This window comes from Salipiger abyssi, from assembly GCF_017311415.1.
Classification (GTDB): domain Bacteria; phylum Pseudomonadota; class Alphaproteobacteria; order Rhodobacterales; family Rhodobacteraceae; genus Salipiger; species Salipiger abyssi_A.
Window position 1 is genome coordinate 21,867 of record NZ_JAEKIS010000006.1, and the last position, 20,075, is coordinate 41,941.

At 67.7% G+C, this 20,075-nt stretch carries 24 protein-coding genes; 10 read left to right on the forward strand and 14 right to left on the reverse strand.

The features are described 5' to 3' along the window. Window positions 1-137 precede the first annotated feature (137 nt). The 4 genes from I6N89_RS09735 (at window position 138) to I6N89_RS09750 (ending at window position 3,990) form a co-directional block, all read left to right on the forward strand. A complete protein-coding gene (locus I6N89_RS09735) occupies window positions 138-1,994 on the forward strand; it encodes an ABC transporter permease (protein ID WP_207018233.1) in 1,857 nt (618 codons plus the stop codon). Next, complete coding sequence (locus I6N89_RS09740) at window positions 1,994-2,764, forward strand: ABC transporter ATP-binding protein (protein WP_207018234.1); 771 nt, start codon at window positions 1,994-1,996, stop codon at window positions 2,762-2,764. The genes I6N89_RS09735 and I6N89_RS09740 overlap by 1 nt, the downstream gene beginning before the upstream one ends. Continuing rightward, a complete protein-coding gene (locus tag I6N89_RS09745) occupies window positions 2,757-3,458 on the forward strand; it encodes an ABC transporter ATP-binding protein (RefSeq protein WP_207018235.1) in 702 nt (233 codons plus the stop codon). Before I6N89_RS09740 ends, I6N89_RS09745 begins: the two co-directional genes overlap by 8 nt. An 85-nt stretch (window positions 3,459-3,543) precedes the next feature. Further along, a complete protein-coding gene (locus I6N89_RS09750; protein WP_207018236.1) occupies window positions 3,544-3,990 on the forward strand; it encodes a MarR family winged helix-turn-helix transcriptional regulator in 447 nt (148 codons plus the stop codon). A 114-nt stretch (window positions 3,991-4,104) separates the two neighbouring features. Here the strand turns inward: I6N89_RS09750 and I6N89_RS09755 are convergent, their stop codons facing one another. After that, window positions 4,105-4,773, reverse strand: a complete 669-nt coding sequence (locus tag I6N89_RS09755) for a cysteine hydrolase family protein (protein ID WP_207018238.1) — start codon at window positions 4,771-4,773, stop codon at window positions 4,105-4,107. Window positions 4,774-4,850: 77 nt separating this feature from the next. Beyond that, complete coding sequence (gene fabG, locus I6N89_RS09760; RefSeq protein ID WP_207018240.1) at window positions 4,851-5,630, reverse strand: 3-oxoacyl-ACP reductase FabG; 780 nt, start codon at window positions 5,628-5,630, stop codon at window positions 4,851-4,853. 178 nt (window positions 5,631-5,808) lie between these two features. Here fabG and I6N89_RS09765 point away from each other — a divergent pair, with 178 nt between their 5' ends. After that, window positions 5,809-6,810, forward strand: coding sequence for a phosphotransferase enzyme family protein (locus tag I6N89_RS09765; protein WP_207018242.1), 1,002 nt, complete (start codon window positions 5,809-5,811; stop codon window positions 6,808-6,810). Further along, complete coding sequence (locus I6N89_RS09770; RefSeq protein ID WP_207018243.1) at window positions 6,807-8,117, forward strand: aspartate aminotransferase family protein; 1,311 nt, start codon at window positions 6,807-6,809, stop codon at window positions 8,115-8,117. The genes I6N89_RS09765 and I6N89_RS09770 overlap by 4 nt, the downstream gene beginning before the upstream one ends. A gap of 6 nt (window positions 8,118-8,123) precedes the next feature. Here I6N89_RS09770 and I6N89_RS09775 read toward each other — a convergent pair whose 3' ends face one another. Together I6N89_RS09775 and I6N89_RS09780 are read right to left on the reverse strand one after the other, a co-directional pair. Next, entirely contained in the window at window positions 8,124-8,891 is a 768-nt protein-coding gene (locus tag I6N89_RS09775) for a DeoR/GlpR family DNA-binding transcription regulator (protein ID WP_207018244.1), read from the reverse strand. A gap of 104 nt (window positions 8,892-8,995) precedes the next feature. Continuing rightward, complete coding sequence (locus tag I6N89_RS09780) at window positions 8,996-9,148, reverse strand: hypothetical protein (protein ID WP_207018245.1); 153 nt, start codon at window positions 9,146-9,148, stop codon at window positions 8,996-8,998. 47 nt (window positions 9,149-9,195) lie between these two features. On the opposite strand from I6N89_RS09780, the gene I6N89_RS09785 reads away from it, so the two are divergent. After that, complete coding sequence (locus tag I6N89_RS09785) at window positions 9,196-10,065, forward strand: GNAT family N-acetyltransferase (protein ID WP_207018246.1); 870 nt, start codon at window positions 9,196-9,198, stop codon at window positions 10,063-10,065. A gap of 155 nt (window positions 10,066-10,220) precedes the next feature. Here I6N89_RS09785 and I6N89_RS09790 read toward each other — a convergent pair whose 3' ends face one another. Then, window positions 10,221-10,772: a peptidylprolyl isomerase gene (locus tag I6N89_RS09790; RefSeq protein ID WP_207018247.1), complete on the reverse strand. Its 552-nt coding sequence runs from the start codon at window positions 10,770-10,772 to the stop codon at window positions 10,221-10,223. Further along, window positions 10,765-11,271 carry a peptidylprolyl isomerase gene (locus I6N89_RS09795; RefSeq protein WP_207018248.1) on the reverse strand — a complete coding sequence of 169 codons (507 nt, stop codon included), beginning with the start codon at window positions 11,269-11,271 and terminating at the stop codon, window positions 10,765-10,767. The genes I6N89_RS09790 and I6N89_RS09795 overlap by 8 nt, the downstream gene beginning before the upstream one ends. Before the next feature lie 135 nt (window positions 11,272-11,406). Between I6N89_RS09795 and I6N89_RS09800 the strand changes: the two genes are divergently transcribed. From I6N89_RS09800 to I6N89_RS09810, 3 genes are all read left to right on the forward strand, one after another. Continuing rightward, window positions 11,407-12,585, forward strand: coding sequence for a phosphoglycerate kinase (locus tag I6N89_RS09800; RefSeq protein WP_207018250.1), 1,179 nt, complete (start codon window positions 11,407-11,409; stop codon window positions 12,583-12,585). A gap of 520 nt (window positions 12,586-13,105) precedes the next feature. Then, window positions 13,106-13,405 carry an FtsB family cell division protein gene (locus I6N89_RS09805; RefSeq protein ID WP_207018251.1) on the forward strand — a complete coding sequence of 100 codons (300 nt, stop codon included), beginning with the start codon at window positions 13,106-13,108 and terminating at the stop codon, window positions 13,403-13,405. Window positions 13,406-13,595: 190 nt separating this feature from the next. Beyond that, complete coding sequence (locus tag I6N89_RS09810; RefSeq protein WP_207018252.1) at window positions 13,596-13,736, forward strand: hypothetical protein; 141 nt, start codon at window positions 13,596-13,598, stop codon at window positions 13,734-13,736. A gap of 27 nt (window positions 13,737-13,763) precedes the next feature. On the opposite strand, the gene I6N89_RS09815 is transcribed toward I6N89_RS09810, so the two are convergent. The 8 genes from I6N89_RS09815 to I6N89_RS09850 all read right to left on the reverse strand — a co-directional run bounded on the left by I6N89_RS09815 (window position 13,764) and on the right by I6N89_RS09850 (window position 20,067). Beyond that, window positions 13,764-14,327: a DsbE family thiol:disulfide interchange protein gene (locus I6N89_RS09815; RefSeq protein ID WP_236016538.1), complete on the reverse strand. Its 564-nt coding sequence runs from the start codon at window positions 14,325-14,327 to the stop codon at window positions 13,764-13,766. After that, window positions 14,320-14,478 (reverse strand): heme exporter protein CcmD, encoded by a 159-nt coding sequence (ccmD, locus tag I6N89_RS09820; RefSeq protein WP_207018254.1) that lies wholly within the window; start codon window positions 14,476-14,478, stop codon window positions 14,320-14,322. Before ccmD ends, I6N89_RS09815 begins: the two co-directional genes overlap by 8 nt. Then, entirely contained in the window at window positions 14,475-15,203 is a 729-nt protein-coding gene (locus I6N89_RS09825) for a heme ABC transporter permease (RefSeq protein WP_207018255.1), read from the reverse strand. The genes ccmD and I6N89_RS09825 overlap by 4 nt, the downstream gene beginning before the upstream one ends. Window positions 15,204-15,298: 95 nt before the next feature. Beyond that, on the reverse strand, window positions 15,299-16,813 hold the full coding sequence (locus I6N89_RS09830; RefSeq protein WP_207018256.1) for a TrkH family potassium uptake protein: 1,515 nt from the start codon (window positions 16,811-16,813) through the stop codon (window positions 15,299-15,301). Window positions 16,814-16,816: 3 nt separating this feature from the next. Continuing rightward, window positions 16,817-18,193, reverse strand: coding sequence for a Trk system potassium transporter TrkA (gene trkA / locus I6N89_RS09835; protein ID WP_076703535.1), 1,377 nt, complete (start codon window positions 18,191-18,193; stop codon window positions 16,817-16,819). 93 nt (window positions 18,194-18,286) lie between these two features. Continuing rightward, the gene (ccmB, locus tag I6N89_RS09840) at window positions 18,287-18,943 is read right to left on the reverse strand and encodes a heme exporter protein CcmB (RefSeq protein ID WP_207018257.1); all 657 of its coding nucleotides are present in this window, start codon (window positions 18,941-18,943) and stop codon (window positions 18,287-18,289) included. Continuing rightward, on the reverse strand, window positions 18,940-19,554 hold the full coding sequence (ccmA, locus tag I6N89_RS09845) for a heme ABC exporter ATP-binding protein CcmA (RefSeq protein ID WP_207018258.1): 615 nt from the start codon (window positions 19,552-19,554) through the stop codon (window positions 18,940-18,942). Before ccmA ends, ccmB begins: the two co-directional genes overlap by 4 nt. Window positions 19,555-19,713: 159 nt before the next feature. After that, complete coding sequence (locus I6N89_RS09850; RefSeq protein WP_207018259.1) at window positions 19,714-20,067, reverse strand: Mth938-like domain-containing protein; 354 nt, start codon at window positions 20,065-20,067, stop codon at window positions 19,714-19,716. Between the last annotated feature and the right edge of the window lie 8 nt (window positions 20,068-20,075).

The following is a 20,075-nucleotide window of genomic DNA, read 5'->3' on the forward strand; positions in this document are numbered from 1 at the left end:
CCCCGGACCACGTCCGGGGCGGGTTGGGACGGCTCTAGCCGATGCCCCCCGCCCCGGGCCTGACCCGGGGCCTCCACCGGAGCCGCCCGCGCGGCGGCCCCGCAAGCCTCTCTCCCGATACCAGCCAGAGGACCGTCATGGCCTTCTTCTTCGCCCAGTTCCTCACCGGGCTCGCCAATGCCGCCGCGCTGTTCCTCGTGGCCTCCGGCCTGTCGCTGATCTTCGGCGTCACCCGGATCGTGAATTTTGCGCATGGCTCTTTCTACATGCTCGGCGCCTTCATCGGCGTCGTCCTGATGGATCTGCTGCCCGGCCATGTCGGGTTCTGGGGCGCCATCCTGCTCACCGGGCTTGCGGTGGGGCTCATCGGCGCCCTGGTCGAGATGGTGGTGCTGCGCCCGATCTACCGCGCGCCGGAGCTGTTCCAGCTTGTCGCCACCTTCGGGGTGATCCTCGTCATCCAGGATCTGGCGCTGATGATCTGGGGCGCCGAAGACCGGCTCGGCCCGCGCGCCCCCGGCCTGCGCGGCGTCTGGCGGATCTTTGGCGAGCCGGTGCCGAAATACGATATCGTGCTGATCGCCATCACCCCGGTCATCCTCTTCGCGCTCTGGTATCTCATCGCCCGCACAAGGCTCGGCGTGCTGGTGCGCGCCGCCACGCAGGACCGCGAGATGGTCGGCGCGCTCGGCGTCAACCAAGCCTGGCTCTTCACCGGGGTCTTTGCGCTCGGCTCGGCGCTGGCCGGGCTTGGCGGCGCGCTGCAACTGCCCAAGGGCGGCGCCGATCTGCTGATGGATTTCAATATCATCGGCGCGGTCTTTGTCGTGGTCGTCATCGGCGGCATGGGCTCCCTGCCCGGCGCCTTCATCGCCTCGGTGCTGATCTCGGTGCTGAACGTCTTTGGTGTCACCTACCTGCCGCAATCGACGCTGGTGCTGATGTATGTGGTCATGGCGGTGGTGCTGATCGTGCGCCCCTACGGCCTTCTGGGCCGCGAGGAGGTGGCCGGAGAACATGGTCAGGTCGGCGCGCCGGAAACCCCGATCCGCCCCTATGGCCCCAAGGGCATGGCACTGGTCGCCGTCCTGCTCGCCCTGCTGGCGCTGCTGCCGGTCTTTGCCGAGCCCTTCGTGCTGACGCTGGTGGTCGATATGGTGGTCTTTGCGCTTTTCGCCGCCAGCCTGCATTTCATCCTCGGCTCCGGCGGGCTGGTCAGCTTTGGCCATGCGGCGTTTTTCGGCGGCGGCGCCTATGCGGCGGCGCTGCTGGTCTATCACACCGGCACGCCGATGGAGCTCGCCTTTCTCTTCGCGCCGCTCGCCGCCGGGCTGCTGGCGCTGGGGATCGGCTGGTTCTGCATCCGCCTCACCGGCGTCTATTTCGCCATGCTGACGCTGGCCTTTTCGCAGCTTGTCTGGAGCCTCGCCTTCCAGTGGCGCTCGGTCACCCGTGGCGATGACGGGCTGGTCAATATCTGGCCCGCCGAGTGGCTCTCGGGCGACATAACCTACTACTATTTCGCGCTGGCCTTCGGCATCGGCGGCATCCTCGTCCTGCGCCATGTCATCCACGCGCCCTTCGGCTATGCGCTGCGCGCCGGGCGCGACAGCCCGCGCCAGGCCGAAGCCACCGGCATCGACGTCAAGCGCGTGCAATTCGCGGCCTTCGCGCTGGCCGGCGCCATGGCGGGACTTGCGGGCGGGATCTTCGTCTTTTCCAAGGGCTCGGTCTTTCCGACGGAGCTGGAGATCGCCAAGAGCTTCGATGCGCTGATCGTGGTGTTTCTCGGCGGGGTGAAGACGCTGGCGGGGGGCGTCGTGGGCGCCGGCTTCATGACCGTGGTCGAGGACTGGCTGGTGCGGCTGGAATACTGGCGGCTGCTGCTGGGGCTGGTGATCATCGCGGTGGTGATCCTGATGCCCGAGGGCATCGTCGGCACCCTGCGCACGCTCTGGCGGCGCATCCGCCACAGCGATGAGGAGGCGGTCTGATGTCCGAGATCCTGCGTGTCGAAAACCTCAGGAAGAGCTATGACGGCTTTCTCGCTGTCAATGGCGTCTCCTTCGCGGTGGCCAAGGGCGAGCTGAAGGCGCTGATCGGCCCCAACGGGGCGGGCAAGTCCACCTGCTTCAACATGCTCATGGGGCAGCTCAAACCCAGTGCCGGAGAGGTTTATCTCGATGGCCAGCGCATCACCGGCAAGCGCCCGCGCGAGATCTGGCGGCGCGGCGTCGGGCGTACCTTCCAGATCACCGGCACCTATCAGTCGATGAGCGTGATCGAGAATGTGCAGATGGCGCTGATGAGCCACCACAAACGGATCTTTTCCATCGCGCCGCGCGCCTGGAAGCTCTACCGCGATGAGGCCATGGGCTTTCTCGACACCGTGTCGATGGCGGATCAGGCCGACCGGCCCTGTTCGGTGCTGGCCTATGGCGATCTCAAGCGGCTGGAGCTGGCGATTGCGCTCTGCCACCGCCCGCGCCTCTTGCTGATGGACGAGCCCACGGCGGGCATGGCGCCCTCGGCGCGGATCGAACTCATGCAGCTGGTGGCCGATATCGTGCGGGATCAGGGCGTTTCGGTGCTCTTTACCGAGCATGACATGGACGTGGTCTTTGCCCATGCCCATCACATCATGGTGCTGAACCGGGGCGAGCTGATCGCGGACGGCTCTGCGACCGAGGTGCGCAACAACCCGCAGGTGCAAGAGGTCTATCTGGGCGGCGGCACGCTCTTCAAGGAGGACGCAAATGCTTAGCGTCGAGCGCATCCACAGCTATTACGGCAAGGCGCATATCCTCAACGATCTCAGCTTCGAGGTGCGGCGCGGCGAGGTGGTGGCGCTTTTGGGCCGCAACGGCGCGGGCAAATCCACCACGATGAAATCGGTGATGCAGCTTTTGCGCCCGCGTCAGGGACAGGTGACGTTTCAGGGCCGCGATCTGGTGGGCGAGCCCGCCTTCCGCGTCGCCAAATGCGGCATCGGTTACGTGCCCGAGGACCGGCGCATCTTCACCGATCTCACGGTGCTGGAAAACCTGGAGGTCGGCCGCCAGCCCCGCCGCGAGGACGCGCCGTTCTGGACCCAGGAACAGCTTTTCGAGATCTTCCCCAACCTCTACGAGCGACGCGCCAACCGGGGCAAGCACATGTCGGGCGGCGAGCAGCAGATGCTGACCATCGCGCGCACGCTGATGGGCAACCCGGCGCTGCTGCTGCTCGACGAGCCTTCGGAGGGCATCGCGCCGGTGATCGTCGAGCAGATGGCCGAGACCATCAAGACGCTGAAGGAAGAGGGGCTGACGGTGATGATCTCCGAACAGAACCTGCATTTCGCCCGCGCCGTGGCGGATCGCGCGATCATCATCGAGGGCGGGGAGAAGAAGTTCGACGGCAGCTTCGCCGAGCTTGAGGCGCATCCGGAGATCCGCGATGCCTATCTGTCGGTCTGAGGCTTTGCCGCTAACAGCGTCATGCGGGATTGCCCTTGCGTCACTTCCCCGCTAGGGCAGTGCGCCAGAGAGGAGACACGCGCCCTTGGACGATTTTCGCAAAGCCCGCACCAGCGCCGAACACGGCTATCTGCTGGACGAACAGATCGGATTTCTCTTGCGCAAGGCCTATCAGCGCAACTCCACCATCTTTGCCGAGACGGTGCCGGGCAAGCTGACGCCAACGCAGTTCTCGGTGATGCACCGGCTGGCCGAGGACGGGCCGATGTCGCAGAACCGGCTGGGCCGCTCGGTCGCGATGGACGGGGCGACGACGAAAGGCGTGGTCGACCGGCTGATCGCGCGTGGGCTGCTCAGCACCGCCCCCGACCCCGACGACCGGCGGCGGCATCTGGTGTCGCTGACGGCAGAAGGCGTGGCGCTGATCGACGAGGCGGTGGAGGCGGCCATCGAGGTCAGCGCCGAGACGTTGGCGCCACTGCGCGAACGTGAGCGGGAGACGCTGCTGCGGCTGTTGAAGAAGCTCGGGTAACGGCGTCCGCTTGCGCGTGACGAGGCCGGTGCGGTGGGCAGATTGCCCACCCTGCAACTCCGCCCGTAGGGTGGGCAATCTGCCCACCGCACCGCAACGATCGTGCGGTCCCTCTCACCCCAGAAACCCCATCACCTCCGCGCTGCTCACCACATGGCAGTAGATCATGTTGATGATCCGCAGCTCCGCCTCGTGCAGCTCGCGCGTGGCCGCCGCGCAGCAATCCTCCACGACCACCACGCCGAAACTCTCATCGGCCAGCGACCGCACCGAAGACGAAATACACTGATCGGTGAAGATCCCCGCCACGATCACGTCGCGAATGCCCATATTGTGCAGGATCATCCGCAGGTTGGTGCCGGTCAGCGCCGAATCCGTGGTCTTGGTCACCACGATCTCGTCCCCCGCCGGGCCGACCGCGTCGACGATCTGGCTGTCGGGGCGATCCTTGGGCAGCAGCAGATAGTTGAATCCGGGCTTTTTCTGCGACAGCGAGCGGTCGCGCCCGTCCTCCTTGAGACAGGCGATGCGGGCATGGATGACCTCGATCCCGTTCGCCCGCGCCCAGGATTGAAGCGCGCTCGTGTTGGGGATCACCACCTCGCGCATGCGGGTGAAAAACGGCGCCCAGCGCGCGGCCTCCGCCGGGTCGTCGGGCAGCTCCAGATAGGTGTTCTGGATGTCGATCACCAGAAGCGCCGTCTTCGCCGCCTCCAACACGATATCCTCGGGCTCGGCGGCGGTCTCGTAATAGAACGAGCGCCAGGCGGTTTTCCAGCTCATGGGAATCCTTTCACAACCCGCCCCGGACGCCGATCCGGGGCCTCGGCAATCCCCCGGGCAGGAGGCACGGGGCACGCTCAGATTTCCTCAATCGCCTCTAGGCTCTCCGGCAGGATCTGCCCGCCATCCACGACGATCTGCTGGCCGGTGATGTAACCCGCCTCGTCGCTGGCAAAGAACAGCGCCGCGTTGCCGATATCCTCCACCGCGCCCAGCCGTTTCAGCGGAATCGAGGCGGCCATGGTCCTGAGATAATCCTCGCCCAGATCCTGGAGCCCCTCGGTATAGATATTGCCCGGCATCACCGCGTTGATCGTGGTGCCATAGCGCGCCAGCTCCATCGCGGCGGTCTTGAGAAAGCCGAGCTGGCCGGATTTCGACGCGCCGTAATGCGCCCAGCCCGGAAAGCCCGTCACCGGCCCGGTGATCGACGAGGTCAGCACCACCCGGCCCTTGCCGGCCTTTTCGAAATACGGGATGCAGGCCTTCACGCAGAGAAAGCTGCTCTTGAGATTGGTGGACAGGACGTTGTCCCACTCCTCCGGGTCCATATCCACCAGCTTCACCTGCGGAAAGATCCCGGCATTGGCGCAGAGGATATCGACCCCGCCGAACGCCTCCGCCGTGGCCGCCACCATCGCCTGCACGCTGTTCCAGTCCGCCACGTCGCAGGGCGTGTAGGCCGCCGTGCCGCCCGCCGCCGCGATCTCGGCCACCGTGGCCTCGGCCGCAGCCTGCCCGCGCGCCGCGATCATCACCTTGGCGCCCTGCCGGGCAAAGACCGTGGCGATGCCCTTGCCGATCCCCTTTGACCCGCCGGTCACGATCACCGATTTTCCCTCAATGGATGTCAGCATATCCGTGCTCCCTGTTCGAGGTTCCCGCGCCTGCCGCGCATCCGCCAGCGGCGCGGGCGTTTTTTGCGCATCTAAAGCGGATGATTTGCACGAATGTGGAGGTGAGCAAGCAAAATGTTGCAAGACACAAATTCTCTAGTTACCCCGATGGGAGGATGCGGAAGAAAAGGGCAGGCAGATGTCGGGACTGTATGAGGACGGCTTTGTCGAGCGCCTGCGGCGCGGCGCCGAAGCGCTCGCGCCGGAATGGGGGCTTGGCCCTGACACGACGATCCGGCTGCTGACGCTGTCGGAGAACGCCACCTTCCTTGCCGAGGATCCCGCCCGCGACGCGCCGCTGATCCTGCGCGTGCACCGCCCCGAGTATCACAGCCGCGCCGAGATCGAGTCCGAGCTGGCCTGGATCTCGGCCCTGCGCGAGAGCGGCACGGTGCTGACGCCCGAGCCGCTGCGCCTGCGCGACAGCGGCCATATCGCCAGTTTCGAGGAGAGCGGCCAGACCCGCCATGTGGTGGGCTTCACCTTCATGCCCGGGCGCGAGCCCGATGCGGATGCCAGTCTCGTGCCCGGGTTCGAGACGCTGGGCGCGATCTCCGCCCGGCTGCACGGGCACAGCCGCGACTGGACACCGCCCGGGCATTTCCTGCGCAAGACCTGGAATTTCGAGACCGCCTTTGGCACCGCCCCGCTCTGGGGCGACTGGCGCGCGGCGTTGGGGCTGACGGTGGCGCAGCGCGCGCTGCTGGAGCGACTCTGCGACGTGCTGGAGCAGAAACTCGCCGCCTACGGTGCCGGGCCGGAGCGCTTCGGGCTGGTGCATGCGGATCTGCGGCTCGCCAACCTGCTCGCCGATGGCGACAATCTTGCGGTGATCGACTTCGACGATTGCGGGTTTTCCTGGTTCATCTACGATTTCGCCGCGGCGATATCCTTTCTCGAAACCGACCCGATCGTGCCGGCGCTGCAAGAGGCCTGGGTGCGCGGCTACCGCTCGGTCGCGCCGCTCTCCGACGAGGATGTGGCGATGATCCCAACCTTCATCATGTTCCGCCGCCTGCTGCTCACCGCCTGGATCGCCAGCCATGCAGAGACCGAAACCGCCGCCATGGCCGGGCACGCCGCCTATACCAAGGGCACGGTGGCGCTGGCCGAGGCTTATCTGGCGGAGCAGGAGAGATGAGCGAACCGCGCCGGATTCTCGAGATGAACGCCTTCGACAACCGTCAGGGCGGTGCCGGACCGGTGGCGCGGCGGCTCGGCAATCTCGGCGCGGCCTCGGTGCTTTTCTATCGCGCCCCCATCGAGATGGTGTCGGCACAGGGCGCCTGGATGGTGGCGGCGGACGGCACCCGCTATCTGGATTTCTACAACAACGTGCCCTCGGTCGGTCACTCCCACCCGGAGGTGGTCGATGCGGTGTCGCGGCAGATCGCGACGCTCAACACCAATACCCGCTATCTGGTGGCCGGGGTCGACACCTATCTCGAAGCGCTGAAGGCGCGGCTGCCTTCGGCGCTGTCGAACGTGGTGCTGACCTGCTCGGGCAGCGAGGCCAACGATCTCGCGATGCGGGTGGCGCGGCGGGCGAGTGGCGCCGGCGGGTTCATCGTCACCGAGACCGCCTATCACGGCAACACCGCGCTGGTGACCGAAGCCTCGCCCTCGGCGCTGAAACGCACCGCCCCGCCGGCGCATGTGGTCACCGTCCCGGCGCCGGGCGCGGCCGCCTATGGCGACGACATCGCCGGCGGCTTCGCCCGCGCCGTGCGCGCCGCCATGGCCGAGCTCGACGCGCACGGCATCGGCACGGCGGCGCTTCTGGCGGATTCGATCTTTTCCTCCGACGGCATCTTTGCCGACCCTCCAGGCTTTCTGCGCCCCGCCGTCGAGGCGGTGCAGGCGGCGGGCGCGCTCTATATCGCCGACGAGGTGCAGCCCGGTTTCGCCCGCACCGGCAGCGCCTTCTGGGGGTACGCGCGCCACGGCGTGACCCCCGACATCGTCACCATGGGCAAACCCATGGGCAACGGCTTTCCCATGGCCGGCATGGCGGCGCGGCCCGAACGTCTCGCCGCCTTTTGCGACGACACCGGCTATTTCAACACTTTCGGCGGCAATCCCGTGGCCTGCGCCGCCGGGCTGGCGGTGTTGCGGGTGATCGAGGAGGAAGGGCTTCAGGAAAACGCGCAGCGTGTCGGCGCGCGGCTGAAATCCGATCTCGAAGAGATCGCGGCGCGCGCTCCGAGAGTGGCAGCGGTGCGCGGCGCGGGGCTGTTTCTCGGCGTCGATCTCTGCGCGCCCGACGCGCCCGGCACGCCCGATGCGGATTTCACCGTGCAGGTCATCGACGCGATGCGCGATGCGGGCGTGCTGATCGGCGCCGCCGGGCGCCATGGCGCGACGCTGAAGCTGCGCCCGCCGCTCTGTCTCAGCCAGCCGGAGGCCGACCGCTTCGCCGAGGCTTTCGCCGGCGCGGTCCTGCCCTGAGCCCGCTCAGCCCCGCGCCAGCCGCAGATCCACGCCGCCCGTCTTCAGCGCGCGCTGCAACGGCCCCTGCGGACGTGCATCGCTGACCAGAACGTCAATCTCGCCCCAGTCGGCGTAACGCGCCGTGGCCATGCGGTCGAATTTCGAATGATCCGCCAGCACCATGTGCCGCGCGCTCTGCCGCAGCATCGTGGCATAGACATCGCCCGCCTCCATCAGCGCATCCGACGGGCCCAGCGGCGAGATCGCGCTGGCGCCGGTCACCGACCAGTCGGCGGAGTAATCCGAGAGGAAGCGCACGGTCTGCGCGCCGTGCAGCGCCCCCTCGCCCGGGTGATAAACCCCCGGCGCCATCACCACCTGGATCGTGGGGTTCATCGCCAGCGCCGCCGCCACGCTGACCGAATGCGCAATCACCGTGAGATCGCCCATCTCGAAGGCGATGCGCTTGGCGAGCTGCGTCGTGGTGGCGCCCGAGCCCAACATGAGCACCCGCGCGCCGCTCAGCAGCGGCGCCGCCGCCCGCCCAATCGCGGCGCGCTCCTCCACCAGCTCGGTATGGCGCTGCGAGAGCGTCGGCTCCGCCGGCTGACGCAGCATGGCACCGCCATAAGTCCGGCTGATGAGCCCCTGCGCCGCCAGTTCCTCGAGATCCCGGCGGATGGTTTCGGTGGTCACCTCCAAAAGGTCCGACAGCCGCCCGACACGCAGGGTCGGGTTGATCGACAGCTGATCGAGGATCGCCTTCTGGCGTTTGTCCTTCTTGCGCGACATGCCCTGCCCTGTTCCGGAGACAGCGCGCCGCCGCGCGCCTCTGCCGCAGGACTCAAGCAGAGCCCGGCGGTGCGTTCAAGCCCCGGGCGCGCCCCACGCAAAGCTCAGAACAGCGCCTGCACCAGCGCCAGCGCGACAAAGGGCAGCGACAGGCCCGCAGCCAGCAACAGCGCTGCGGCGGCGGTGGGTTTCGGACGGGGTGCCACGGCGGCGATCGAACGGGGCGCCGCACGGCGCTTGGAGGGAATCTGTGCCATGGCTGGAATTAACCACGGATTTACTTTCCAGTTCCTTAATCCAGATCATGGAATCGCTTCGCCTGCCGCTGCCGCAATCGCCCGAATACGCCCGCACCCTGGGCTCGCTCGGCATCGCCCTGCGCAGCGGCTCGGAAACCGGGCTGGCCTGGCAGATCCAGTCGCGCCGCCTGCCGGTGCTGGGCCCGGTCGATCTGCTGTCGCGCGGCCCGGTGGCGCGCGATCCCGCCGATCTTTACCCGGCTCTTGCGCGCTGCCGCCGCCCCGGCGTGCCGCTGTTGCTCAATGCCGACGGCATCGGCGCGGAGGCGCTGCGCGCAGGCGGATTCTGGCCGCTGATGACCCCGGCGACGCTGGCGCTGCTGCCGCTCGGGCCCGAGGACACGATGCGCGCGGCGATGCATCAGAAATGGCGCAACACCCTCAACCGCTCCGCGCGACAGGGGCTGACGCTCTCCCGCCAGTCCCTTTCGGGCACCCATTGGCTGCTGGAAGCCGAAGCGCGCCAGGCAAGCGCCCGCCGCTACCGCGCCCTGCCCCCCGGGCTCATTGCCGCCTTCGCCCGCGCCAATCCCGGCAAGGCGCTGATCTGGGAGGCGCGCCATCGAGGCAGCCCGGTCGCCGCCATCGCGGTGCTGCGCCATGGCCGCATGGCGAGCTGGCAGATCGGCGTCACGCTGGACGAAGGCCGCCGGCGCGGCGCCATGAATGCCCTGCTCTGGGAGGCGATGCGCTGGCTTGCCGGCCATGGCCACGACCAGCTCGATCTCGGCATGCTGAATTCCGACGACGCCCCCGGCCTCACCCGGTTCAAGCTGCGCAGCGGCGCCTCTGCGCACCGGCTGGGCGGCACCTGGCTGCATATGGGCGCGCTGGCGCCCCTCGCCCGCCATCTGCCCGCAGGCCTCGCCGCCTGAGCGCGCCAGGCCCTTCCATTGGCCCAAAATATCCCGGGTGGTGAATTGGCCCCCTCGGGGGCCAAGAGGAGGGCAGCGCCCTCCTCCAACGGCGCCCGGCCGCCACAGGCGGCGGGGCGCAATCCCTGCGCGCGCCCGGCACGGGCGCGCCCCGCTCAGTCGGTCGCCTTGACCGAGACCATCACGTCGGGCGCTCCGACCACGGCGCCATTGCGGCCGGTGCCGCGCTTGATCGCGTCGATCACATCCATGCCCGAGGTCACCTCGCCGACGACGGTATATTGCCCGTTCAGATGCGGCGCCGGGGCGAACATGATAAAGAACTGCGAATTCGCCGAATTCGGGTTCTGCGAGCGCGCCATGCCCACCGCGCCCCGGGTGAAGGGGCGGTCGGAGAACTCCGCCGGGAGGTCCGGCATGTCCGAGCCACCGGTGCCCGCCAGCCGCATGTCGCCGCCGCGCTTGCCGTATTGCACGTCGCCGGTCTGCGCCATGAAGCCCTCGATCACGCGGTGGAACACCACCCCGTCATAAGCGCCCTGCTCGGCCAGCGTCGTGATCCGCTCTGCATGCTGCGGCGCCACATCGTCGAAAAGCTCGATATGGAAGCTGCCATTCGCCCCCTCGCCCTCGACGGTCACGTCCAGCCCCGCCGCCGAAAGCGGCGCGGCCAGAACGCAGAAGAGGCCGGTGACGAGACTACGCATCGGAGGCCACTTTCACGCTGACCATGCGGTCGGGCTCCGCCGGCGGCTCGCCGCGGGTGATCGCATCCACATGCGCCATGCCGTCGACCACCCGTCCATAAACGGTGTACTGACCGTTCAGGAAGTGGTTGTCCTTGAAATTGATGAAGAACTGCGAATTCGCCGAGTTCGGGTTCATCGAGCGCGCCGCGCCCAGCGTGCCCCGGTCATGCGGCAGTTTCGAGAACTCCGCCGGCAGGTCGGGCAGATCCGAACCGCCGGTGCCGGCGCGGCTCAGGTTGAAATCCTTTTCCATATTGCCGTGGGCCACGTCGCCGGTCTGCGCCATGAACCCGTCGATCACCCGGTGAAAGGCGACATTGTCATAGGCACCGGCGCGCGCAAGCTCCTTCATCCGCTCCGCATGTTTCGGCGCCACGTCGGGCAGCAGCTCGATCGTCACGGTGCCGCCCTTCAGCTCCATGAGGATCGTGTTCTCGGGGTCCTTGATCTCGGCCATGTCGCGTCTCTCCTATGCGCCTAAAGCTTGTCTCCGACTTAATCCGCCACCGCGCGATTGCCAAGGGACGCGCGTGCATTGACGCCGCCGGCCCTTCGGGGCAGACCTTTGGCAATGAATGTGCAGGAGGACAGTATGGCCTGGAAGACCCTCGACGACATGGACCTGGACGGCAAACGCGTGCTGACCCGTGTCGATATCAACGTTCCGGTGGAAAACGGCGAAGTGACGGATGCCACCCGCATCGAGCGCGTCGGCCCCACCGTGCAGGACATCCTGTCGCGCGGCGGCAAGCCGGTGCTGCTGGCGCATTTCGGCCGGCCCAAGGGTAAGGTCGTGCCCGAGATGTCGCTGAAGATGCTGGTGCCCGCGATCGAGGCGGCGTTCGGCACCAAGGTGCATTTCGCCACGCTGGACGAGGCCGAGGTGGTGATCGACGCTTGCGATGCCGGCCAGGTGGTGCTGCTGGAGAACACCCGTTTCGAGCCGGGCGAGGAAAAGAACGACGCGGAGCTGGCGAAACGCTATGCCGCGCTCGGCGATATCTATTGTAACGACGCCTTCTCGGCGGCGCACCGCGCCCATGCCTCCACCGAGGCGCTGGCGCATCTGCTGCCGGCCTGCGCCGGCCGGCTGATGCAGGCCGAGCTGGAAGCGCTCGACGCGGCGCTCGGCACGCCGAAGCGTCCGGTGCTGGCGGTCGTGGGCGGCGCCAAGGTCTCCACCAAGCTGGAACTGCTGGGAAATCTGGTGGAAAAGGTCGATCTTCTGGTGATCGGCGGCGGCATGGCCAACACCTTCCTCGCCGCCAAGGGAATCGATGTCGGCAAATCGCTTTGCGAGCATGAGATGGCCGGCACCGCCAAGGAGATCATCGCCAAGGCGGCAACCGCCGGCTGCGAGATCCTGCTGCCGAGCGATGTGGTCGTGGCGCGCGAATTCCGCGAGAACGCCCCCTCCGAGACCGTGCCCGCCGATGCCTGCCCCGCCGATGCAATGATCCTCGATGCCGGCCCCGACAGCGTCGAGGCGGTCAAGGCTGCCATCGACAAGGCCGAGACGCTGATCTGGAACGGCCCGCTCGGCGCCTTCGAGATCGCGCCCTTCGATGCGGCCACCAATGCCGCAGCCGCCCACGCGGCGGCTGCCACGGCGCATGGTCAGCTGGTCTCGGTCGCCGGTGGCGGCGACACGGTCGCGGCGCTCAACAAGGCCGGTGCGGCGGAGGATTTCACCTATATCTCCACCGCCGGCGGCGCCTTCCTGGAATGGATGGAAGGCAAGGTCCTGCCCGGCGTCGCCGCCCTGGGCTGAGCCAAAACACACGGTCGCCAGCGATTCCTAAAACCGGTAAACGGTGGGCAGATCTGCCCACCGTCGCTTCCCTCGGGAAACACCGGTCCTGTTTCCGCAACTTTTTGAGCGTTGCCCCGGCGCGGAACAAGGCGAAGCCGCCGCGCCATCGACGGGCCGCCCCCCCGGGCCGGCGATTTGCCGACGTCCGCGTATCGTTGCGAGGTCCTTCGGATTTGGCCGGGATAAATCGAGAGGATCTATCTGTCGGGCCGCCAGCCCGCGGCCCGTCGATGACGCGGCTTGTGTCTCACGTTTTCCAAAGTGAACCTCCGGGGCGATGTCGCGCTAGCGGGCACCCAATCCCTGCCCATCCCCTCCTGGCCAGTCCCACGCCCGCGGTTTTTCCACCGCCACGGTCACGAAGTTTTTCACCGCAAGCGCTGCCAGGAGGGATTCCCTTTGCGAATCACCTGTGGCATAGTCGCTGTCACGCATCCGCCAGAGATGCGGCTGACAAGGCAGAGCAAGAGCGCACCCCATGAGCGCAAGGCGCAAACCCGCATTCGGAGTCGTGATCTACGCGGCCATCACCCTGAGTCTTTCGGGGTATTTCGTCTTTGCCGCCGTGCAGGGCGATTTCGGGCTGTTCCGCCGCGCCGAGATCGAGGTCGAGGGCGACCGGCTCGCCGCCGAGCTCGACACGCTCGAAACCGAGGTGGCGCGCATGGAGAATCTGACGCGGCGCCTGTCGGACGATTATCTCGATCTCGATCTGCTCGATCAGCAGGCCCGCGATGTGCTGGGCCTGATGCGCGCCGACGAGATCGTGGTGCGCTGAGCCCCCTTTTTCGCAATTCGCCGCTCCGACGCGCGGAAATCCGCCCCGCCGCCGCTTTGCTGCGCAACTCTCCGCCAGACGCGGCGCCACCGCGCGCCCGCCACATTTCTCAGGCTTGAAAAAGCCCGGGCGCGGCGCACATTTCTGTCACGAGACGACCAAAAACAACAAAAATTCCCGAGGCAGCAGAATGAAAACCCTCACCATCCTCCAGGCCGCCGCACTTGCCGTTCTGGCCGTGTTCGGTGCCTATGCCGCGCATGGCCAGCCACCGAGCTGCGACACCGGCAACGCCAGCAACACCGAGATCAGCACGCCCTGCGATCTCTGAGGAGATTTCTGCGGCACCCCGACCGGTTCAGCGCCCGAGCGCCTCATGCAGCTTGGGCAGGAACACATCCGTATAGAGCGTGCCGGCCAGCGGGCCGGTATGCTTGTGCAGGATCGTGCCGTCGCCCGCGACGATGAAGGTCTCGGGCGGGCCGGTCACCCCCCATTCGATCGCCGTGCGCCCCTGCGGATCGTAGGGCACGCCCATAAAGGGCGACTCCGCCTCCGCCAGATAGCCCGATGCGGCGCCGGCCTTGTCCTTGAAGTTCACGCCGACGACGCGCACGCCCTCGTCCTGAAGCTCCAGCAGCCGGGGATGCTCGGCGCGGCAGGGCGGGCACCAGGAGGCCCAGAAATTCACCACCGTCACCTCACCGCTGCGCAGATCGGCATCGGCGACAGAGGGGAAGCCTTCGAGCGTCTCCTCCGGCAGCGCCGGGGCCTGACGGCCGATGAAGGTCGAGGGCAGAATGCTGGTGTCGCCGCGCTGCATGCCGAGATAGGCCATCACCGCGAAAGCGGCGAAGATCAGCGGCGGCAGGATCATCAGCAGCGAGATCTTCTTCCTGGGTCCGGTCTGCGTGTCAGCCATTGGATTTGATCCGTTTCTCGATTTTCGCAAGCTCGGCCCGCACCTTGCGGGCGCGCGCGATGCTCAGCCCGACCAGCACGACGAGCAGCCCCAGGCTGACCCCGTAGGAGGCCAGCACCGCAAAGGCGTATTTCCCCAGATCCGGCATCATGCCCGGCGCTCCCGTGCCAGCAGCGCGCGCGAGCGGCGGGCGCGGATTTCGGTTTGCGTGCGCAGAAAGACCAGCGCGACGAACAGCAGCACAAAGCCCGCGATGCAGACCAGCGCCGGATACCAGTAGACGTCCGAGACGTTCTCCTCGGCGTCCAGCGACAGCGAGGCGCCCTGATGCAGCCCCTGGTTCCAGAACAGCACCGCATAGCGCGACAGGATCGCAAAGACCGAGCCCACGAGGCAGAGGATCGAGGTCAGGTCGGCGGCGGTGTCGTCATTCTCGATCGCCGACCACAGCGCCATATAGCCGAGATAGAACAGGAACAGCACCAGGAACGAGGTCAGGCGCGGATCCCAGGCCCACCAGGTGCCCCACATGGGCTGTCCCCAGAGCGCGCCGGTGGCCAGCGCGATCACCGTGAAGGTGGCGCCCACCGGGGCGGCGGCGCGGGCCGCCAGCGCCGAGACATGGTGGCGCCGGATGATCCAGACCAGCGAGGCCACCAGCATCATCGCCCAGGCGTTGATCGCCATCATCGCGGCGGGCACATGGATGTAGAAGATCTTGACCGTCGAGCCCTGACGGTAATCGTCGGGGGTGAAGAAGAACCCCCAGACCAGCCCGGTCACGAGGCACAGCACCGCCGCCGCCGAGATCCACGGCAGCACGATATCCGTGGTCCGGATGAATTTGACGGGGTTGGCATATTCCCAGATCGACATGGCCCTGCCTCTATCGCAAACATCGCCCGGTTTCACCTGAAATTTCCGTCATGTGCAATGGCGCCTCCTGCCGCAGGGGGCGCGATGCGCCGGGTTCAGTCGCGCCAGATATCCGGCGTCAGCAGCACCACGATGGCCAGCAGCTCCAGCCGACCCAGCACCATCGCCGCGCAAACCGTAAGCTTGGCGCCGGCGCTGAGCCCCGCCAGATCCACCGGCAGTTCGGCTGCCGCCGGGATCAGCGGGCCGCAATTGGTCAGCGCCGCGATGGTCAGCACCATGGCGTTCTCGAAGTCGATGCCGAAGAGGCCGAAGATCAGCGAGAACACCGCGATGGACATGGCGAACATCATGAAGAAGACCCAGGCGATGAACGCCCCCTGCCGCCGGATCCGCCGCGCCATCACGCCCGAGCGGCCGATGGAGCTGGGATGCACCAGCCGCTCCAGCTCGCGCTTGCCGGCGAGATAGAGCGCGTAGATCCTCAGCAGCTTCACCCCGCCCGCCGTGGTCGCCACGCCGCCGCCGACAATCGCCAGCCCCAGCAGGATCAGCCCAGGCGTCGACAGGCCCGACCAGCCCTGCGCCTCGGCCCAGTCGGCGCTGACGAAACCGGTGGTCGACAGGAAGGAGAGCGCGGTGAACACTCCGCCCCAGAGCGCCCGCAGCGCCAGTTGGAGATTCTGCTCGCCGCCCACGTCGAAGGCCGCGATCCAGTGCCGCAGGAACAGCACCGCCGGCACCAGCGCGGCAATGGACAGCCCCATGCGGAACTCGGGGTCTTCGCGCAGCCCGGGGCGGTAGGAGGCGCCGGTGTCGCCGGAAAAGGTCAGCCGCGACAGCGCGAAGAACAGGAAACAGAAGATGATCATCTCGCCCGCAAGCCCGCTCGGCGCGTTGATCGGTCCGCCCACCGGCGAGATGCCCGAGGTCGCCATGGTCGACATCGCATGGCTGAGCGCCACCAGCGGCGGGTCGCCCGCCAGCAGCAGCATCATCCAAAGCGCCAGCGTCAGCCCGGCATAGACCGGCACCAGCATGCGCGAGGATGCCCCCAGCCGCTGCGCCGGATCCGACATGTCGCGCCGCCCGGCCAGCGCATCGACGCTCTGCCCAGGCTCGCCGCGCGCGGTGATCTCGAACCCGCCCAGCGTCAGCGGCGCCAGGATCGCCGCCGCCGCCACCCACATCAACAGCCCGCCGAGCCAGCCGACCTGCGCGCGCCAGAGATGCTCTGCCGAGGACAGGCGCGACGGCTCAAAGAGCGTGGCGCCGGTGGTGGTCAGGCTCGAAACCATCTCGAAGAAAGCGTTCAGAAAGGAGGTCGTGCGCAGCGCCTCGTGAAACGGCACCGCCAGCACCGCCGGCAGCAGCACAAAGGCTCCCATCAGCGCGAAGAGCTGCCGCGAGGCAGAGCGGTTGTGCCGCCGCGTCGCCTGCGCGATGGCGACGAGCGTGGTCAGCACCATGCCCACCAGCGCCGAATAGAAAAAGCTGCGCGCGTCGTGAAACTCCTCCTCCGCCAGCGCGACCGCCGCCGGCAGGATCATAGACGCGCTCGCGAGCCCGGTGAGCAGCAGAAAGAGCGGCAGGCGGTAAAGGGCTCCCATGGCTCAGAAAAAGTCGATCGAGACCTGGAGCAGCCGCTCCACCTGCGCGACATCCTTGGCCATGGCAAAGATCACGATGCGGTCGCCGTCGTCGATGCGCAGCCCGCCGGTGATCTTGACCACCTTGTCGCCCTTGCGCACCGCGCCGACCAGCACACCCTCGGGAAAGTCGATCTCACGGATGGTCTTGCCGGCCATGGAGGAGGTCGAGAGCACCTCGGCCTCGATCACCTCCGCCTCGGCATCGCCGATGGAATAGACCGAGCGCACCCGTCCGTGGCGGATATGGCGCAGGATCGAGCTGACCGTGGTGGCGCGCGGGTTGATATAGGCGTCGACCCCGAGCGGCTCCATCAGCGGCACCATGGTCGGGTCGTTGACCAGCGCGATGGCAAAGGGACAGCCCGCCGCCTTGGCGCGCACCGCCGCCAGCATATTGGTCTTGTCGTCGTCGGTAACACACAGCACCGCATCGGCGCGGTCGATCCCGGCCTCGGCCAGAAGCCCCGCATCCAGCCCGTCGCCATGCAGCACGATGGTGCGCTCCAGAGCATCCGCCGCCCGCTCGGCGCGCTTGCGGTCGCGCTCGATCACCTTGGCGCGGATGCGCTCGGTGCGGGCCTCCAAGGCGCTTGCCACCGCGAGCCCGACATTGCCGCCACCGATCACCACCACGCGCTCCTGCTTGCGCTGCGACTTGCCAAAGATCTCCAGTGTGCGGCGGATATCGTCCTTGTGCACGATCACATAACAGGAATCGCCGGGGAAAAGCTGGTCGCCCGGCTCCGGCGCAAACAATGTCCCCTCGCGCCGCACCCCCACCACGACCGAGCGCAGGGTCGAGAACAGATCCGAGAGCTGCCGCAGCGGCGTGTTCACGATGGGGCAGCCATCCTCGATGGTGAGGCCGAGGAGCTGCGCGCCGCCGTTCAGGAACCGCTCTGTGTCAAAGGCGGCGGGGGCCGAGAGCCGCTGCTGCGCCGCCTCGGCCACCTCTTTCTCGGGGCTGATCACCACGTCGATGGGCATGTGATCGCGGCGGTAGAGGTCGGAATAGATCGCCGTCAGATAGGATTGCGAGCGCAGCCGCGCGACCTTGCGCGGAATGGCAAAGATCGAATGCGCCACCTGACAGGTCACCATATTGACCTCGTCGGAATAGGTGGCGGCGATGATCATGTCGGCGTCGCGCGCGCCCGCCTTGTCGAGCACATCCGGGTAGGAGGCAAAGCCCGCGATCCCCTGCACGTCGAGCGTGTCGGTGGCGCGGCGCACCAGATCGGGGTTGTTGTCGACGACGGTGACGTCGTTGCGCTCGCCCGAGAGGTGCCGGGCGATCTGCCAGCCGACCTGCCCCGCACCGCAAATGATGACCTTCATGCGCTTCTCATCCCTGGACCGCTATTCCCGTGGCATGACACGCGGACACCGGGCGGTCAACGCCCCGCCGCGCACCGCGCGGGCCGCCCCGGCTCAGCGCAGGTTGATGCGCAACACGGCGGCACTGGCAAAGGGCAGAAGCGCGATCGCCCCGGCGCTGATGCCCGCCAGCATCAAAAGCGGTGTCTGCACCGCCAGCCCCTCGGCCCCGCGCCGCGCCGCCTCGGCGCCAAAGATCAGCGTCGGCACGTAGAGCGGCAGCACCAGCAGCGACAGCAGCAGCCCGCCGCGCTTCAGCCCCACCGTGAGCGCCGCGCCGAAGGTGCCGATCACCGAGAGCGCCGGCGTGCCGAGCGCCAGCGAGACCAGCAGCCAGAGATAGCCCTCCTGCGGCAGGCTCAGCAGCACCCCCAGCAGCGGCGCCGCCAGCACCAGCGGCAGCCCGGTGGTGAGCCAGTGCGCCAGCGCCTTGACCGAGACGATACCCTCCATCGGCAGCGGCGCAGTGGCCAGCAGATCGAGCGAGCCGTCCTCCCAGTCGAGCGCAAGGATCCGGTCCAGCGACAGCAGGCAGGCGAGCAGCGCGCCGATCCACAGCACGCCGGGCGCGATCCGCGCCAGCAGGCCGGTCTCCGGGCCGACCCCGAAGGGCACCAGCACGGTGACGATCAGGAAAAACGCCAGCCCCAGGCCAAAGCCCCCGCCGGCGCGCACCGCCAGCCGCAGATCCCGTGTCAAAAGCGCGATCACAGAAAGGCCTCGTCCTGTTTCGCCGCGCGCGGCGCCGCCTTGAAGGGGGTGACGTCGAAGATCTCGGCCTCTTCCAGCCCCAGCTCGATATGGGTCGCCATCAGCGCCGAGCCGCCCGTCTCCAGATGCCGCCGCACGGCAGCGGCGAAAAGCGCCACCGAGGCCGCGTCGAGCGATACGGTCGGCTCGTCCAGCACCCAGACCGGGCGCCCGGTGACCATCAGCCGCGCCAGCCCCAGCCGGCGTTTCTGCCCGGCCGAGAGCGTGCCCGCCGGACGGTCGCTCAGCGCCTCCAGGTCGAAATCGCGCAGCGCGTCGGAAATCTCTTTGGTGCCAAAGACCTGCGCCCAGAACCTCAGATTCTCGGTGACGCTCAGCATGGCCTTGAGCCCGTCGGAATGGCCGGCATAGGCGATGCGCTCGCCGGCGCCCTCGATGCGGCCCTCATGCGCCGGTTGCAGCCCGGCCACGGTGCGCAAGAGCGTGGTCTTGCCCGAACCGTTGGGCCCGCGCAGCACCAGCGCCCGGCCGGCGGCGAGATCGAAGCTCACCCCTTCCAGCACCGGCACCCCGCCCCGGGAGACCGCAAGATCGCGCACGCTCAGCATCATGGCCGAGCCATTACCGCAGCAAAGCCCGTGGGGAAAGCGCCAAAACCGCGCATCCCCCGCGCCCGCCCGCGGCTTTCATCTTTCTGCAAATACTCAAAAACCGCAGCCGGGAGAGATGCGCCAAATCGGCCTGCCAGAGCAGCCCCCGCCACGCGCCTCTCAGACCGGCACCACCGCAAGCGCCACCCGGCGCCCCTCGCCCAGCAGCACGTTATAGGTCCGGCAGGCCGAGGGCGTGTTCATCACCTCGACCCCGAGCCCGGCGTCCTCGAGCCGCTCGCGGAGCGCGGTCGGCAGCGGCGCGATCTCGGCGCCGGTGCCGACGAAGAGCACGTCGACATCACCCGCCAGCGCCAGCAGCGCCTCGGCATCGTCCAGCCCGCCCCAGGAGCGGCAGCCGTCGCTCGACAGGCACAGCGCGCCGCCCAGAGGACGTCCGCCGACCCGGAAGAATCCCGGGCCGTAACCGTCGACCGGCTGAGCGCCGCCAAAGCTGATTTCATTCATCTGCATGGTTGTCC

Bases quoted from the DNA above. Each gene is read 5' to 3' on its own strand.
- trkA (WP_076703535.1), bottom strand. From the start codon at position 18,193: ATGAAGGTCATCATTTGCGGTGCGGGGCAGGTCGGCTGGCAGATCGCC.
- ccmD (WP_207018254.1), bottom strand. From the start codon at position 14,478: ATGATGCCGGATCTGGGGAAATACGCCTTTGCGGTGCTGGCCTCCTAC.
- fabG (WP_207018240.1), bottom strand. From the start codon at position 5,630: ATGCTGACATCCATTGAGGGAAAATCGGTGATCGTGACCGGCGGGTCA.
- I6N89_RS09780 (WP_207018245.1), bottom strand. From the start codon at position 9,148: ATGGCACAGATTCCCTCCAAGCGCCGTGCGGCGCCCCGTTCGATCGCC.
- I6N89_RS09740 (WP_207018234.1), top strand. From the start codon at position 1,994: ATGTCCGAGATCCTGCGTGTCGAAAACCTCAGGAAGAGCTATGACGGC.
- ccmA (WP_207018258.1), bottom strand. From the start codon at position 19,554: ATGATGCTGAGCGTGCGCGATCTTGCGGTCTCCCGGGGCGGGGTGCCG.
- I6N89_RS09775 (WP_207018244.1), bottom strand. From the start codon at position 8,891: ATGTCGCGCAAGAAGGACAAACGCCAGAAGGCGATCCTCGATCAGCTG.
- I6N89_RS09825 (WP_207018255.1), bottom strand. From the start codon at position 15,203: ATGTCGATCTGGGAATATGCCAACCCCGTCAAATTCATCCGGACCACG.
- I6N89_RS09815 (WP_236016538.1), bottom strand. From the start codon at position 14,327: ATGGCTGACACGCAGACCGGACCCAGGAAGAAGATCTCGCTGCTGATG.
- I6N89_RS09770 (WP_207018243.1), top strand. From the start codon at position 6,807: ATGAGCGAACCGCGCCGGATTCTCGAGATGAACGCCTTCGACAACCGT.
- I6N89_RS09765 (WP_207018242.1), top strand. From the start codon at position 5,809: ATGTCGGGACTGTATGAGGACGGCTTTGTCGAGCGCCTGCGGCGCGGC.
- I6N89_RS09810 (WP_207018252.1), top strand. From the start codon at position 13,596: ATGAAAACCCTCACCATCCTCCAGGCCGCCGCACTTGCCGTTCTGGCC.
- I6N89_RS09755 (WP_207018238.1), bottom strand. From the start codon at position 4,773: ATGAGCTGGAAAACCGCCTGGCGCTCGTTCTATTACGAGACCGCCGCC.
- I6N89_RS09785 (WP_207018246.1), top strand. From the start codon at position 9,196: ATGGAATCGCTTCGCCTGCCGCTGCCGCAATCGCCCGAATACGCCCGC.
- I6N89_RS09745 (WP_207018235.1), top strand. From the start codon at position 2,757: ATGCTTAGCGTCGAGCGCATCCACAGCTATTACGGCAAGGCGCATATC.
- I6N89_RS09800 (WP_207018250.1), top strand. From the start codon at position 11,407: ATGGCCTGGAAGACCCTCGACGACATGGACCTGGACGGCAAACGCGTG.
- I6N89_RS09805 (WP_207018251.1), top strand. From the start codon at position 13,106: ATGAGCGCAAGGCGCAAACCCGCATTCGGAGTCGTGATCTACGCGGCC.
- I6N89_RS09735 (WP_207018233.1), top strand. From the start codon at position 138: ATGGCCTTCTTCTTCGCCCAGTTCCTCACCGGGCTCGCCAATGCCGCC.
- I6N89_RS09790 (WP_207018247.1), bottom strand. From the start codon at position 10,772: ATGCGTAGTCTCGTCACCGGCCTCTTCTGCGTTCTGGCCGCGCCGCTT.
- I6N89_RS09830 (WP_207018256.1), bottom strand. From the start codon at position 16,813: ATGGGAGCCCTTTACCGCCTGCCGCTCTTTCTGCTGCTCACCGGGCTC.
- I6N89_RS09795 (WP_207018248.1), bottom strand. From the start codon at position 11,271: ATGGCCGAGATCAAGGACCCCGAGAACACGATCCTCATGGAGCTGAAG.
- I6N89_RS09850 (WP_207018259.1), bottom strand. From the start codon at position 20,067: ATGCAGATGAATGAAATCAGCTTTGGCGGCGCTCAGCCGGTCGACGGT.